Source organism: Thermodesulfomicrobium thermophilum DSM 16697 (assembly GCF_059568695.1).
On record NZ_JCANTW010000017.1, the window covers coordinates 1 to 14,915 of the forward strand.

Below are 14,915 nucleotides of genomic sequence, written 5' to 3' on the forward strand. Positions count from 1 at the left end.
TCACCGTGGTCGAAAAGCTTGATGACGAGCTCATGGCGCTGGCGGACGGAGAGGCCTTTGTCCTTGTCCCCGTTGTCACGGGAAAATCTTCGGAAGAACCGGCTTCTGAGGAAAAATCGTTGGCAAGAGGGGCCCAGGAACGGGAGCAGACCTCCCCTGCGGCAGAATCCTCATGGCACTGGTATCTTCACCCTCGTGAACCCATAGCGAGGGCGATTCATAACCCCCAGGAGACAACTCCGGGGACTTGGTAGGGGAACAACAACCATTGGTGGAAACCATGACATTTTTATTGTCCCAAACCGTCCCAAAAAGGTGACATTTTCATTGGCGGTTTACACTCTCGGACCTCTGGACCAAGGAAGATTACTGGGCCATTTGGCTCGGTTTTCTGGTCATCCTGGTAAGTCTGGGGGTGTATCTGAACTCCGACATCCGCACCGATATCGAAAAAAAGATCGCTGCGGCCAACCAGGTCCAGCAACAAGAAGCCAGTGCGCCGTTCAAGACCATCGCTTGGTACAAGGCCGATGACGAGAAGAAATCGCTCAAGGCTTCCAGCAGTCCTTTCGGCAAGTTTGTGTCCCACTGGACCAAACGTCCTGGAAGGTGGAGCAACAATATCTTGGATTCGTTCATCAAAACCGAAGAGCAGGCCAAGGAGGCCAGTGCCAAGGCCATGCCCAAGTACGAAGAGGCCAAGGTGAAGGCTGAAGCGGCTCTCGCTGCGGCCAAGGCCGCGGAAGACGCGGCGCGGGCAGCGAACTTCCAGGACCCTGCCCTCAACGATGCCGCCAAGGCCGCCATCGCCCAATGGCGGGATGCCGCCAAGGTCGCCAAGGAGGCCAAGGCCAAGACCGAGGTCAAGCCTTTCAACGTTATTCCCACGCTCATTGGATTGGCGGTGTTTTTGGCGTTGTTCTTCTCCATTGGCACCTATTTCATGGGGAAGAGTGTCCCGGCGTTTATTCAGGGCTTTTTCTTGGTGTTTTTGGTGGGCGTGCTTGCCTATGTCCTGGGGAACCAGGCTATTTCCAAACAGTATGGCTTTGGCGCCGAGGCATGGGGCGTTGTGCTCGGAATGCTTATCGCCAATACCATCGGCACCCCGCAGTGGGCCAAGCAGGGCTGCGAGGTGGAATACTTCATCAAGACCGGTTTGGTGCTTTTGGGTGCTGAAGTGCTTTTCAACAAGATCGTGGCCATTGGTATCCCGGGAATCTTCGTGGCCTGGGTGGTGACGCCTATCGTGCTCATTTCGACCTTCATCTTCGGCCAGAAGGTTCTTAAGATGCCTTCGCCCACCCTCAACATCGTCATCTCTGCGGATATGTCCGTGTGCGGCACCTCGGCGGCCATCGCCACGGCTGCGGCCTGTCGGGCCAAGAAAGAAGAGCTCACGCTGTCCATCGGCCTGTCCCTGGTGTTCACGGCCATCATGATGATCGCCATGCCCGCCTTCATCAAGGCCGTAGGGATACCGGAAATTTTGGGCGGCGCCTGGATCGGCGGCACCATCGACTCCACCGGCGCCGTGGCAGCAGCGGGCGCTTTCTTGGGGCCCAAAGCCATGTACGTGGCTGCCACCATCAAGATGATCCAGAACGTGCTCATCGGCGTCACCGCCTTTGGTGTGGCTGTGTACTGGTGCACCAAGATGGAGAGCCGCGAGGGAGAAAAGGTGGGACTCGACGAGATCTGGCACCGTTTCCCCAAGTTCGTGTTGGGGTTCTTGGCCGCCTCGATCCTCATTTCGTTCGTCTCCGGCTCGCTGGGCCATGATCTCGGCTCGGCCCTCGTGGACAAGGGTGTCGTGGCTGGCGGCACCAAGCATATTCGGGACTGGGCTTTTACCTTGTCTTTTGCGGCCATCGGGTTGTCTACCAACTTCCGGGAGCTTGCCCATTACTTTAAGGGAGGTAAGCCGCTCATCCTGTATGTGTGCGGCCAATCGTTCAATCTGGCCCTTACGCTTCTTATGGCGTACATCATGTTCTATCTTGTATTCCCGGAGATTACTGCGCAAATTTAGTAGCGCGAAAAATCGTTTGGAAGGAGGGAGGTCTGCTCCCTCCTTTTCTTTTATGGAGTAATAATGAAACGTATCGTGCAATGTTTTTTATTGCTTGGATTGATTCTTGTTTTTGTGTATGGTTTTTTGCCGTGGATTACAGTGCATATTCCTGCGTTACGCCATATGCATCAGGTCCTCGAATGGCATGAAATTGATCCAAGCCGCTTTTACTATTCGGACGTGCCGCAGACTTTGGAGGGAGAATTGTATCTGCGTGGCGCAATGCATGGGCCAGGGTCAGCTCATGGCACGCAGCAGCGAGAAGACGAGCGGTAGGGTGATGGTGGCGAGCACTGTGGTGCCGAAGACCGCTGCGGAGGCCATGGGCGCGAGGGTTCCGTAGGCTTCGGCGAGCACGAAGGCCATGGTGCCCACCGGCATGGCCGCAAGCATGGTGCCCATGGCGCGCCATGAGGGGTCTACCTCCCACAAGGAGAGCACGACGAAGGTGACGGCGGGCTGCATCAGAAGTTTGACCAAGCCGATGACCAGGTGGTTGGCCCCAAGGTCGTGAAGGGTGGCGCGTGCCGTGCGGGCCAGCGTCATGCCGATGGCGATGAGGGCGAGCGGTGAGGCCGTGTGGCCGAGCATCTGGCAGGGTACGGCGATCCACTGCGGAAGCGGGATGCCGACGACGGCCACGGCAAGACCGGCGAGGCTTCCCAGAAGCAGGGGATTTCGGGCGAGGACGCCGAAGAGGGCGCGTCCTGCAGCTTGGGGATTGTGCTGTCGCTCCAGGACGAAGACGGCGGCCAGCACAAAGGGCAGTCCAAACAGGGCGAAGATCCCCATGGCGAGGACGGCGTCCGGATTTTGGGGAAAGAGCAGCTGCAGCACCGGCAGTCCCACGAATGCGGCGTTGGAAAAGGTGGCGGTAAAGGCCACGAACCATGATTGGGGGCCGGGATGCCAGCGGCGGGCAAGGATCGCGGTGCCGAGAAAGGGGATGAGGGTGCCGAACACCACGCCCCCTACGAATCCCACTTGGAAGATACGCGCAAGAGACGCCTGGGCGATGCTGGAGAAGAGCAGCAGCGGCAGGGCCAGGCGGTAGACAAAGGTATTGAGGATGCTTCCGGTGGCCGGAGGCAGGATATCCAGGCGAAAAATCACCGCCCCGAGGAGCATGAGCACGAACACTGGGGCAATGGTGGAAAAGATTTCGAGCATAGGGTTGGAAAAAAGATGCGGCGGGCAGGGATCATGCCGTGCCCGCCGGGAAGGGTTATTTCTGGGGTTCGCCCAGTACGCGGGGCCAGATCTCGTCGATGGTGTTGACGAGGATGACCTCCACCCGTCGGCGCAGCTCCTTGGGGATTTCTTCCAAGTCGTGGGCATTGCGCGCCGGCAGAAACACCCGTCGCACCCCGTGGCTCATGGCGGCGAGGATCTTTTCCTTGATACCGCCTACAGGCAGCACCCGGCCGCGCAGGGTGATCTCGCCGGTCATGGCCGTATCTGCGGCGACGGGCTTGCCTGTGAGGGCGGAGAACAGGGCCGTCACCAGAGTGACGCCCGCCGAAGGCCCGTCCTTGGGGGTGGCGCCGGCGGGGACATGGATGTGGATGTCGTGGTTCTCGAAGAAATCGTCCGCAAGTCCCAGATCGTTGGCCCGGGCCCGGGCCACGCTGAGCGCCGCCTGGGCGCTCTCTTTCATGACATCGCCCAGTTTGCCCGTGAGGATGAGTTTGCCCTTGCCCGGAAGCAGGGTGCATTCGATGTGCAGCACCTCGCCGCCGTAGGGAGTCCACGCCAAACCTAAGGCCACGCCCACGGGCAGGTTCGCTTCTCGTTCCTCCTCCAGGAATTTGGGCTGCCCGAGAAGTTTAGGGAGCCTGGCCACCGTCACCCGGAAGGGCGGCGTCTGCCCTTCGGCCACCTTGCGGGCGTATTTCCGGCACACGGCGCCGATTTCCCGCTCCAGGTTCCGCAGCCCTGCCTCGCGGGTGTAGTCGCGGATGATGCGCACCAGGACTTGGTCGGAGACGATGAGATCGCCTTCCTGGAGTCCGTTTTCCGTAAGCTGACGCCCCAGGATATAGCGGCGGGCGATGGCAACTTTCTCTTGCTCCGTGTAGCCCGGGATGCGGATGACCTCCATGCGATCCAAGAGGGCCGAGGGGATGGTGTCCAGCATGTTGGCGGTGCAGATGAACATCACCTTGGAGAGGTCGTAGGGTACGCCCAGGTAGTGGTCGGTGAAGGCGTTGTTCTGTTCCGGGTCGAGGACCTCCAGCAGGGCCGAAGAGGGATCGCCGCGAAAATCGGTACCCAGCTTGTCGATCTCGTCGAGCATGATCACCGGGTTGATGGTGCCGGCGTCCTTCATGGCTTGGAGGATGCGGCCGGGCATGGCGCCGATGTAGGTGCGCCGATGGCCACGGATTTCGGCCTCGTCCCGCATGCCGCCCAAGGACATGCGGACGAACTTGCGCCCCAAGGCCCGGGCGATGGAGCGGCCCAGTGAGGTCTTGCCCACGCCGGGCGGGCCGACGAAGCAGAGGATGGGGCCTTTCATGTGCGGGTTGAGTTTGCGCACCGACAGGTATTCGAGGATGCGTTCTTTGACCTTGTGCAGATCGTAATGGTCCTCATCCAGGATGGCCGAAGCCTCGGCGATGTCGAGGCGGTCCTTGGAGGCCTTTTTCCACGGCAGATCCAGGATCCAGTCCAAATAGGTGCGGACGATGGTGGCCTCGGAGGAGTCGGGATGCATGTTCTCCAGCCGGGAGAGCTGCTTGTCCGCTTCCTTTTTCACCTTTTTGGGCAGTCCCGCCTTGGCGAGCGCCTGGCGCAACTCCTCGATTTCGTCGTTTTCTCCGCCGGAATCCCCGAGCTCTTTGCGAATGGCCTTGAGCTGTTCGCGCAGGAAGTAGTCCCGCTGCGCCTTGTCCATACCCTCCTTGGCCATGGATTGAATCTTGGCCTGCAAGGTGGCGACTTCCACTTCACGGGTGAGCTCCTGGTTGACCAGGTGCAATCGTTCCAGGGGATCCTGGCACTCCAGGATGCGCTGGGCGTTTTCGGTCTTCATGCGCAAATTGGCGGCCACCAAGTCCGCCAGCCGACCGGGATCAGGCACATTGTGGAGCAATTGCAGCATCTCCGTGGCGTCGATGCCGCGCAACTGCAAAATTCGTTCGGTCTGTTCGCGCACCGTGCGCAGCAAGGCCTCTTGTTCCGGGCCGCCGTCCAGGGCTGCGGGCTCTTCCAGGGGCTCGATTTCCACCAAGTCATAGGGGTCGGTCTGGACGAAGTTCTTGATGCGCGCCCGGCTCACCCCTTGGACCAGGACCTTGAGGCGGCCGTCGGGCATCTTGAGCATGCGCATGATCATGGCCACGGTGCCTACGGTGTAGAGGTCGTCCGGGCCAGGCTCGTCGGTGTCTTCGTCTTTTTGGGTGCAGATGAGGATGTAGCGGCCCGCGGACAAGGCGGCGTCCACGGCGAGCACGCTTTTTTCCCGGCCCACGAAAAGCGGCAGGATCATGAAGTTGAAGACCACCACGTCGCGCACGGCCAAAAGCGGCATGGTGGTGGGAAGCTCATTTTCCGGGGCGTCCTTTTTTTCGGTTTCTGGGGCTTCAGGGATATGAATTTCGCTCATGCTGGACTCCTCGTAGGAAAAAAGGGGCGTTTTGGGCGCACATAGGCCCATTCAGGGGCTTGATATAAGCGTTCTTACGGTTGAGGCAAGGAAAAAAAGCCAAATTTTGTCGGCTAGAGGTGGCCGTTGGCGTGAAAACTGTAAAAATCCGGGTTGCCGACAATGATGTGGTCCAGGAAGCGAAGCCCCAAGTCCGCACAGATGCGGCCCAGACGTTCGGTGAGGTCGTGGTCTGTCGGAGAAGGCGTGGGATCGCCGCTTGGGTGGTTGTGGACCACGATGATGCCGCTGGCGTGGTGACGTAAGGCGAGTTCGGCGATCTCGCGGGGGTAGGCCGCGGTCTGGTCGATGGTGCCCTGGGCGATGCGGGCAAGGTGCTGGAAGCGGTTTTTGGTGTTGAGGAAAAGCACCCAAAATTCTTCCTTGGGCCGTAAGGCCAGGCGGGCGCGCAGAAAGCCCGCCACCTGCTCCGGGCTGGTGAACTGTTCCTTGCGGGCCACGGGTTCGGCCTCGGCGCGGGCCAAGAGTTCCTGGAAGGTGGACCACAGGGCCTGGACCGCGGGGCCGAGGCCGGGGATTTGTGCCACCTGTTCGGGGGGCGCGAAGAGTATTCCGCGCACGGACCCAAAGCGGGCGAGCAATTCCTTGGCCATGGGTTTGGTGTCCCGGCGGGGCAGGGCAAAGGTGAGCAGCATCTCCACGAGTTCGTAATCGAGGAGTCCCTGGGGGTCGCGCAGCAGGCGTTGGCGCAGACGGGCGCGGTGGCCGGCGTGGTCGTGGCTCATGGCTGGGAGGTGGCGTCGAGGAGGTGTTCCAGGGCTTGGGCCGGTCGCAGCCGACCGCTTTTGATGGCGGTCTCGGCCTCGGCCACGCGCAGGAAGAGGCGGGCCGTGCCGGAAGGCCCCAGGCGTTGGGCCAGGGCCTGTTTGGCCTTGAGGGCCGCGGCGGGCAGTCGCACTCCAGGATCTTCGCCGCGGGTAAGCAGCCAGAGGATGCGGGCTTCACGGCGCACCAGGGCGAGCACGCCGAAGGTGGCCTCCCCGCTGGCCATTTGCGGGTCGTGGCGGAGCTGCCGCCAAAGTTCTTCGGCCTTGGCGGGGTTGAGGGCGGCCTGTATGAGAGCGAAGACGTCCCAGGTGGGAGCGCCGGTGAGACACCGCAGGTGTTCCGGGGTGATGGTGGGGGAGTCACCTGCTGCAAGCAGCACCTTGTCCATTTCTGCGGCAATGGCGGCAGCCGAGAGGGGAAGATGTTCCTGGAGCAGGCGTCGGGCCTCGGGGGAGATGGTCTTGCCGGCGGCGGCAAGGATGGCGCGGGCGCGCTCTTCGGCCTGCGCGCGGTTCAGCCCTGGGTGGCTCCATACCCATCCGCGTTGGGCGGCGGCGGCAAAGCATTTGGCCTTGCGGACCACTTGCGGGATTTTTGGGGCGAGGGAGCGTTCTTTCTTGCTCCACTCCCAATCCACCTCTAGGGCGAAAAAAGGATGGATGCCGGGTCGGCCTTGGCGCAGCAGGGCATCCAGCCGGGACCACACCTCGGCAGGGGCCAGGTGCGCCTGGCGCAGCAGCACGCCGCAGCCCGCTTCCCCCAAGGGGGGGATGGTGAGTTGCTGCCAGAAGCGATCCGGCAAGGGCTCATCGCCCCAAAAGGAACGCAGGGAAAAGCCCGGAGCAAGGCGCTGCCGGGCTTCTTGCAGGAGGAGTTCTGCATCTGGGCAAATGAGAAAGGTAAATGCCATGGGCTAGAATTGAGGCTCCAAGCGGTCGGCCAGGCGGCGCATGGCCTCGGCGATGGCGCGTCGGGCGGCACCTTCTTGGGCGCTTAAACCGCGGAAGGACTCCGCGGTGGTGATGGGGCCCGAGTTCCACACCAGAGCGCCGGTGGCGGCGTCCCGCATCAAAAGCTCCAGGGTGATGACCGCCTGGGATTTGAGGGTGATGTCGTCGCGGCCGGTCACGGATGTTCCAGTGCCATATTGGGTCACCCGCAGGGTGAGCGAGAGGTCGGCGTTTTCCCGTTCCGTCCAGACGATGTCTCCCCGGCGGGAGAGCTCTTCGCGCAGGGCGATGCGGAGCGCCGGCCCCATCCAGGGATCGGTGCTCGGTTGCTCCACCCGGGCGAGGTACAGACGTTTGCCCCCGCCCGGCAGTTGGAGTTCATTGCGGCCGTGGAGTTGGTAGCCGCAGGCGGCAAGCCCCACCAGCAGCAGGCTAACGCACCACCACGTTGACCAGTTTTTTCGGGACCACGATGACCTTGACAACGGTTTTGCCCTCCAGGTGACGTGCGACGTTGGGATCCGCCAAAGCCAGGGTGCGCAGCTCGTCTTCGGAGGCGCTGGCCGATGCCGTGACCTGACCGCGGAGTTTGCCGTTCACTTGCACCACCACGGTGATTTCGTCCAGCTCCAGGGCCGCCGGGTCGTAGGTCGGCCACGGGGTCTGGGCGAGCATGGTGGTGGAGCCCAGGCGCTGCCAGAGCTCTTCGCTGACGTGCGGGGCAAAGGGCGAGAGCACCGTAAGCACCGTGGCCACGGCCGAGGAGAGGACCTGCGGGCCGCAGGCCGTGCCGCGTAGCTCGTCCTTGGCGAGGTACAGGGCGTTGACCAGCTCCATGAGGGCGGCGATGGCGGTGTTGAACTGGAACTTGTCGTCCAGGTCGTTGGTGGCGCGGCGCACGGTGTCGTGTTCTTTGCGCCGCAGCTCCCGTTCGGCTGGAGTGAGATTTCCCGAGATGGCGGCACATGCCCCCACCGGGGTGAGGATGTCCGCCAGTTCGTCCACCAGCCGCCAGACACGCAGCAGGAACCGGTGGGCGCCTTCGATGCCCCGGTCGCTCCATTCCAGGTCTTTTTCCGGCGGCGCGGCAAAGAGACAGAAAAGGCGCACCGTATCCGCGCCGTAGCGCTCCACCATGGCGTCGGGGTCTACGATATTGCCCTTGGATTTGGACATCTTGGACCCGTCCAAGAGCACCATGCCCTGGGTGAGCAGGTGGGCGAAGGGCTCGTTGACGGCGAGGTAGCCTTCGTCGCGCAGCGCCTTGGTGAAGAAACGGGCGTAGAGCAGGTGCAAAATGGCGTGTTCGATGCCGCCGATGTACTGGTCTACCGGCAGCCAGGCGTTGGTCACCGCTGGGTCAAAGGGCTGTGATTCGTCGCGGGCGGCCAGGTAGCGGGCAAAGTACCAGGAGGACTCCACAAAGGTGTCCATGGTGTCGGTCTCGCGCCGCGCAGGTCCGCCGCAGGTGGGACAGGTGGTGCGCACGAATGCGTCGCATTCGGGCAGGGGCGAGCGACCGTCGGGCCGCACCTGTACGTCCAGGGGCAGCTCCACGGGGAGCTGATCTTCAGGCACCGGCACTACGCCGCAGGCGTCGCAGTAGATCACCGGGATGGGCGCGCCCCAATAGCGCTGGCGGGAGATGTTCCAATCCCGCAGGCGGTAGTTCACCGCCCGCCGGCCCAGTCCTTTTTCCTCGAGCATGGCGGCGATGGCCTCTTTGGCGGCCTCGGAATCCATGCCGTCAAAGGGCCCGGAGTTGGTGAGCACGCCGGGCTCGGTGTAGGCCGCGGTCATATGGGCGGGGTCCAGATGCTCGCCGCGGGGCTCGATGACCACGGCCAAGGGCAGGTCGTATTTGGCGGCAAAGTCGAAATCGCGCTGGTCATGGGCGGGCACCGCCATGACCGCGCCCGTGCCGTAGCCCATGAGGACGAAATTGGCCACATAGATGGGCATGCGCCGTCCGGTCACCGGGTTGATGCAAAAGCGGCCGGTGAACATGCCTTCTTTTTCCAGATCGTCGGCGGCACGCTGGAAACGATCCATGTTGATGACCTTGCGGCAGAACTCGCGCACTGCCGTTTCCTGCGGCGTGCCGGCAATCAGCTGCTCCACCAGGGGATGCTCGGGGGCCAGACTCATGAAGGTCGCGCCGTAGAGGGTGTCCTGACGAGTGGTGAACACCGTGACCGCGCCGTCCATATCCTCCAGGGCGAAGTCGATCTCCATGCCGGTGCTCTTGCCGATCCAATGGCGCTGCATGGTGAGCACCCGTTCGGGCCAGCCGCCGGTCAGGGTGTCGAGGTCGGCGAGGAGCTCTTCGGCGTAGGCGGTGATGCGCACAAACCACTGCTCCAGCTCCCGCTGCTCCACCAGGGCGTCGCAGCGCCAGCACTTGCCGTCCTCCACCTGCTCGTTGGCGAGCACGGTGTGGCAGCCTGGGCACCAGTTGACCGGCGCCTTTTTGCGGTACACCAGCCCCCGACGCAGGAACTTGAGGAAAAATTCCTGCTCCCAGCGATAGTACTTGGGGTGGCAGGTGGCGATCTCTCGGCTCCAATCGTAGGAATAGCCCATGCGCTTGAGCTGGGCGCGCATGGTGGCGATGTTCTCGTAGGTCCACTTGGCCGGATGCACGCCGTGCTTGATGGCCGCGTTTTCCGCGGGCAGGCCGAAGGCGTCCCACCCCATGGGATGGAACACGGTATAGCCGCGCATGCGTTTGTAACGGGCGACCACGTCGCCGATGGAGTAGTTGCGCACATGGCCCATGTGGATGCGCCCTGAAGGATAGGGGAACATCTCCAGGACGTAGTAGCGGTTTTCTGCCTTGGCAGGATCAATGGAGAAAACCTGATCCTTTTCCCAAATGTCCTGCCATTTGCGTTCGATGGTATGAAAATCGTAGGTTGCCATGGTGACCTCAATGCGAAAAAGCGGTTGAGTTTCCTTCTCCGCCAAAGCGTCCGCAGCACATGCGGACGAGGGAGTTATGCGCAGGCTGCCTCGCCGCGGGAGAGCGCCTTGCCTGCGGCATCGAGCACGCCGTTGACGAACACCCGCGAACCCTCTTCCCCAAAGGCTTTCGCCAGCTCCACGGCCTCGTTGACCGCTACTTTGAACGGCAGATTCGTGTGGCGCATCTCGAAGAGTGCGAGGCGCAGGATGGCGCGCTCCACCGTGGCGATGCGGGAGAGCTTCCATCCCGTAGCATGCTGGGCGATGATGGCGTCGAGATCCTCGTGATGCTGCCACACCCCGCGTACCAGTTCCCAGGCATACGAGCCTTCCCGCTCCAGGTCCGGGCACTGGGCGTCGGCGCGGAAGTTGTCGAAGGCCCGGGCGAGATCCGCCTCGGTGAGGGTCGGGTGGAAGTGCAGGGCATAGAGGAGCTGCAAGGCGAAACGCCGCTCCCGTTGGCGCTGTTTCACGCGGAAACACCCCCCAGGCTGCGCAGGACGCGCACGGTCTCCAGGGCTGCGGCCGCAGCCTCGGCCCCTTTGTTGCCCGCCTTGCTGCCTGCCCGCTCGATGGCTTGCTCCAGAGAGTCGGTGGTGAGTAGGCCAAAGCCGATGGGCATGCCTGTCTCCAGGCTCACATGGGCGATGCCTTTGGTGGCCTCGGCGCACACGTAATCGAAATGCGGGGTGGCGCCACGAATGACCGCGCCCACGCAGACGATGGCGTCCACGCCGCCGCGTTGGGCCACGGTGCGGGCGACCAGTGGGAGTTCAAAGGCGCCCGGCACGCGGATGAGGGTGAGATCTTGGCGGGCCGCTCCGTGGCGCAGGAGGTAGTCCACGGCTCCTCCCACCAGGCGTTCGACGATGAAATCGTTGAACCGGCTGGCGATGATCGTGAATTTCAGGCCCGAAGCGTCCAGGACGCCTTCGATGGTGGTGATATGGTGCATGGAAACCTCCCAAAGATTACTGCGCCGAGTCCACGTGGAGCAGATGGCCGAGTTTGGTGCTCTTGGTGCGCAGGTAGCATTCGTTTTCCGCACAGGCCGGAATCTCGATGGGCACGCGTTCGGCCACCGTGAGGCCGTAGCCTTCCAGCCCGATGATCTTTTTGGGGTTGTTGGTCAGCAGCCGCATGCTGCGCACCCCGAGGTTGACGAGAATCTGAGCGCCGAGGCCGTAGTCGCGCAGGTCCGCTGCAAAGCCCAACTCCAGGTTGGCTTCCACCGTGTCCCGGCCTTGGTCCTGGAGGTGATAGGCCTTGATCTTGTTCCCAAGGCCAATGCCTCGGCCTTCCTGGCGCATGTAGAGAATGACCCCGCGGCCTTCCTGGTTGATCATCTCCATGGCGCGGTGGAGCTGGTTGCCGCAGTCGCAGCGCAGCGAGCCGAAGACATCGCCGGTGAGGCACTCACTGTGCACCCGTACCAAGACCGGCTCGGGTGTGGTGACGTCGCCTTTGACCAGGGCGATGTGGGTGTGGGCGTCGATGTCGTTTTCAAAGGCGATGATGGTGAATTCTCCGTGACAGGTGGGCATGCGCGCTTCCGCCACGCGGCGCACGAGCGAATCCTTGCGGCAGCGGTAGGCGATGAGGTCCTCGATGGTGGCGATCTTGAGTCCGTGCTCGGCAGCGAATTTCTCCAGGTCCGGCATGCGGGCCATGGAGCCGTCGTCGTTCATGATTTCGCAGATGACCGCCGCACCCTTGAGGCCGGCCAGCCGCGCCAAGTCCACCGAACCTTCGGTTTGACCGGCGCGCACGAGCACCCCACCCTCGCGGGCCCGCAAAGGGAAGACGTGTCCTGGGGTGGAGAGGTCTTCGGGGGTGGTGTCGTCGGCCACGGCGGTTTGGATGGTGAGCGCCCGATCATGGGCGGAAATGCCGGTGGTCACGCCCTGACGGGCTTCGATGGATACGGTAAAATTCGTGCCGAACTTGGATGTGTTGCGCCGGGTCATGAGGGGGAGTTGGAGTTTGTCCACCAGGGCCGGCTCCAAGGCCAGGCAGATGAGCCCCCGGCCGTACTTGGCCATGAAGTTGATGACCGCAGGAGTCACCTTTTCCGCAGCGATGGTGAGATCGCCTTCGTTCTCGCGGTCTTCGTCATCCACCAGGATGATCATCTTGCCGTTGCGGATGTCTTCAATGGCTTCTTCGATGGTGCATTTCATAGCGCAATATCTCCTTGCCCGAAGGCATTCGGTCAAAATCCGTGCTGGCGCAGGAAGTCTTCGGTGATGGTTGATGCGCGGGGCGCGGTAGACGCCCGCCATGGCGCAAGCATGCGGGCCACATATTTGCCGATGAGATCGGTTTCCAGGTTGACTTTGGTCCCGACCCGCCAATGGGCGATGGTGGTTTCCTGCCAGGTGGCGGGGATGACGTTTACTTCCAAAAAGTCCGCGCCGCAATCATTGACCGTGAGGCTTACCCCGTCCAGGGCGACGGAGCCTTTGGGGACAACTTCCGCTGCCACTGCCGGGTTGAAGGCGATGCGCACTACGTGGGATTCGCCTGCTTGGGTAATGCCGGTCACCTGGGCCACGGTGTCCACGTGCCCGGAGACCAGATGACCGCCCAGCCGGTCGCCCAGGGCCAGGGCCCGCTCCAGGTTGACGAGGCTGCCGCGGGAAAGGAGCCCAAGGGTGGTGACTTCCAGGGTCTTGGCGGAGGCGTACGCCACGAAGGCCGGGCCCTTGGTGGTCTCCACCGTGAGACAGACCCCGTTGACCGCGATGGATTCGCCCAGCTGGTAGGGGGTGAAATCCTGCTTGGGGGTGATGGTGAGACGCGCTTGCGAGCCGGAGCGGACGAGCTCGGTGACCGTGCCGACGGAGGCGATGATACCGGTAAACATGGCTTAAGAGGGTCGCAGTTGCAGGAGAATGTCCGGGGGGAGCGTGCGGACGGCGGCAAGGCGCAGCGTGATGGCGTCGGTCATGGAGTGCACGGTGCGCCCCTGAAAAGAGGCCGGAGCGGCGCTGTCGCCCAGCACCCGGGGGCTCACAACGAGGAGGATTTCGTCGGCAAGACCGGCGGCAACCAGGTTCGCCGCCAGGGTGCCGCCTCCTTCCACGAGCACGTGGTGGCAGCCATGCTCGCGGCGCAAAAGCGTCAGCCCGGAGGCAAGATCGATACCTGTGGCGTCTTCGTCCAGGCCGTAGACCCGGCAGCCCAAGTCGAGGAGGGCCGTGGCCCGTTGGGAGCGGCTCTCCGCCGCGGAGGTGAGGAAAATGGTGCGCTCCGGGGTGCGGCGCAAAAGCGCCAGGGGAGTATCCGCTGCCGGCAAACGCCGGGTGGCCACCACGGCCCATGGCTGCGGTCCTTGGTGACGGGGATGCCGGCAGGTGAGCTGGGGGTTGTCCGCCCGCAAGGTGCCGCCGCCCACGAGTACGGCCCCTACACGGCTGCGCAGGCGATGCACCCAGCGCCGGGCCCGCAGGCCGGAAACGGCCCCCGGCACCCCTGGCCGCGGGGCGATCTTGCCATCCAGGGTTTGGGCGAGCTTGAGCAGGACGTACGGCCGCGAGCTGGTTTGCCACAGGCGAAAATCCGCGATGAGATCCCGGCAGTCGTCTTCCAGGACGCCCTGGATCACCTCGACCCCCGCGGCCCGCAGCCGTTCGATGCCGCCTGCGGCCTGGGGATTGGGGTCACGGGTGCCGACGACCACCCGACGGATGCCGGCCGCGAGAATGGCCTCGGTGCACGGTGGGGTCTTGCCGTGGTGGTTGCAGGGCTCCAGGGTGACGTAGAGGGTGCACTGAGACAGGTCTTCCCCGCGGCGCCGGGCGTGGGCGATGGCGTTCACTTCCGCGTGGGGGCCGCCGAAACGCTCATGCCACCCCCGGGCAACGACCTTGCCATTGCGCACCAGTACTGCGCCCACACAGGGATTGGGAGCGGTGCGCCCAAAACCGAGGCGCGCCACGGCCGCGGCCGTGGCCATGAAGCGTGGGTGGTTGTCAGTACGCGGGGCCATGGTCCTCTCCACGGCACGCGGTGGGTACGGGATCGAGTTCCAGGCGCTGGTGGGTGATGCCGGCTTCGGCGAGCATCTCGAGGGACAGGGGGTCGGGGTAGCCTTCGGTATAGTAGATGGCCGTCACGCGGCAATTGATGAGCATCTTGGTGCAGAGCACGCAGGGCTGGGTGGTGCAGTAGATGGTGCTCCCTTCCAGGCAGATGCCGTGCAGCGCCGCTTGGATGATGACGTTCTGCTCGGCGTGCAGCCCGCGACACAGCTCGTGGCGTTCTCCCGAAGGCACGCCGAGGCGTTCGCGCAGGCAGCCCAGATCCAGGCAATGGGCCACCCCGGACGGGGCGCCGTTGTAGCCGGTGGCCAGGATGCGTTTGTCTTTGACCGCCACGGCGCCGACCTTGCGGCGCAGACACGTGGAGCGCTCCGCCACCAGGTGGGCGATGCGCAGGAAGTATTGGGGCCAGGGCAGTCGGTGATCCATAGGGAAAAAACCGGGCGCGG

At 63.3% G+C, this 14,915-nt stretch carries 13 protein-coding genes and 2 pseudogenes; 3 read left to right on the forward strand and 12 right to left on the reverse strand.

The window, feature by feature from the left end; genetic code table 11:
- The 3 genes and pseudogenes from BR00_RS10085 to BR00_RS10095 all read left to right on the forward strand — a co-directional run.
- A pseudogene (locus BR00_RS10085) lies at positions 1 to 254 on the forward strand (ISNCY family transposase); the annotation flags it as partial.
- A gap of 71 nt (positions 255 to 325) precedes the next feature.
- A pseudogene (locus tag BR00_RS10090) lies at positions 326 to 2,032 on the forward strand (YeiH family protein); the annotation flags it as partial.
- Between the two features lie 63 nt (positions 2,033 to 2,095).
- Positions 2,096 to 2,350, forward strand: coding sequence for a hypothetical protein (locus tag BR00_RS10095; RefSeq protein ID WP_496477474.1), 255 nt, complete (start codon positions 2,096 to 2,098; stop codon positions 2,348 to 2,350).
- On the opposite strand, the gene BR00_RS10100 is transcribed toward BR00_RS10095, so the two are convergent.
- From BR00_RS10100 to BR00_RS10155, 12 genes are all read right to left on the reverse strand, one after another.
- Entirely contained in the window at positions 2,312 to 3,244 is a 933-nt protein-coding gene (locus tag BR00_RS10100) for an AEC family transporter (protein WP_496477475.1), read from the reverse strand. The two genes, BR00_RS10095 and BR00_RS10100, sit on opposite strands and share 39 nt — an antisense overlap.
- A 55-nt stretch (positions 3,245 to 3,299) precedes the next feature.
- Positions 3,300 to 5,681 carry an endopeptidase La gene (gene lon / locus BR00_RS10105; RefSeq protein ID WP_496477476.1) on the reverse strand — a complete coding sequence of 794 codons (2,382 nt, stop codon included), beginning with the start codon at positions 5,679 to 5,681 and terminating at the stop codon, positions 3,300 to 3,302.
- Positions 5,682 to 5,794: 113 nt separating this feature from the next.
- Positions 5,795 to 6,466 carry a RadC family protein gene (radC, locus tag BR00_RS10110; RefSeq protein WP_496477477.1) on the reverse strand — a complete coding sequence of 224 codons (672 nt, stop codon included), beginning with the start codon at positions 6,464 to 6,466 and terminating at the stop codon, positions 5,795 to 5,797.
- Complete coding sequence (locus tag BR00_RS10115; protein WP_496477478.1) at positions 6,463 to 7,419, reverse strand: DNA polymerase III subunit delta; 957 nt, start codon at positions 7,417 to 7,419, stop codon at positions 6,463 to 6,465. Before BR00_RS10115 ends, radC begins: the two co-directional genes overlap by 4 nt.
- 3 nt (positions 7,420 to 7,422) lie before the next feature.
- Positions 7,423 to 7,881 carry an LPS assembly lipoprotein LptE gene (gene lptE / locus BR00_RS10120; protein WP_496477479.1) on the reverse strand — a complete coding sequence of 153 codons (459 nt, stop codon included), beginning with the start codon at positions 7,879 to 7,881 and terminating at the stop codon, positions 7,423 to 7,425.
- 10 nt (positions 7,882 to 7,891) lie between these two features.
- Positions 7,892 to 10,381 (reverse strand): leucine--tRNA ligase, encoded by a 2,490-nt coding sequence (gene leuS, locus BR00_RS10125; RefSeq protein ID WP_496477480.1) that lies wholly within the window; start codon positions 10,379 to 10,381, stop codon positions 7,892 to 7,894.
- A 74-nt stretch (positions 10,382 to 10,455) separates the two neighbouring features.
- On the reverse strand, positions 10,456 to 10,896 hold the full coding sequence (gene nusB / locus BR00_RS10130; RefSeq protein ID WP_496477481.1) for a transcription antitermination factor NusB: 441 nt from the start codon (positions 10,894 to 10,896) through the stop codon (positions 10,456 to 10,458).
- Positions 10,893 to 11,378, reverse strand: a complete 486-nt coding sequence (ribH, locus tag BR00_RS10135) for a 6,7-dimethyl-8-ribityllumazine synthase (RefSeq protein WP_496477482.1) — start codon at positions 11,376 to 11,378, stop codon at positions 10,893 to 10,895. The genes nusB and ribH overlap by 4 nt, the downstream gene beginning before the upstream one ends.
- Before the next feature lie 16 nt (positions 11,379 to 11,394).
- A complete protein-coding gene (locus tag BR00_RS10140; protein ID WP_496477483.1) occupies positions 11,395 to 12,603 on the reverse strand; it encodes a bifunctional 3,4-dihydroxy-2-butanone-4-phosphate synthase/GTP cyclohydrolase II in 1,209 nt (402 codons plus the stop codon).
- A gap of 32 nt (positions 12,604 to 12,635) precedes the next feature.
- Entirely contained in the window at positions 12,636 to 13,289 is a 654-nt protein-coding gene (locus BR00_RS10145; RefSeq protein WP_496477484.1) for a riboflavin synthase, read from the reverse strand.
- A gap of 3 nt (positions 13,290 to 13,292) precedes the next feature.
- Positions 13,293 to 14,414, reverse strand: coding sequence for a bifunctional diaminohydroxyphosphoribosylaminopyrimidine deaminase/5-amino-6-(5-phosphoribosylamino)uracil reductase RibD (gene ribD / locus BR00_RS10150; RefSeq protein ID WP_496477485.1), 1,122 nt, complete (start codon positions 14,412 to 14,414; stop codon positions 13,293 to 13,295).
- Positions 14,398 to 14,895: a deoxycytidylate deaminase gene (locus tag BR00_RS10155; protein ID WP_496477486.1), complete on the reverse strand. Its 498-nt coding sequence runs from the start codon at positions 14,893 to 14,895 to the stop codon at positions 14,398 to 14,400. Before BR00_RS10155 ends, ribD begins: the two co-directional genes overlap by 17 nt.
- Between the last annotated feature and the right edge of the window lie 20 nt (positions 14,896 to 14,915).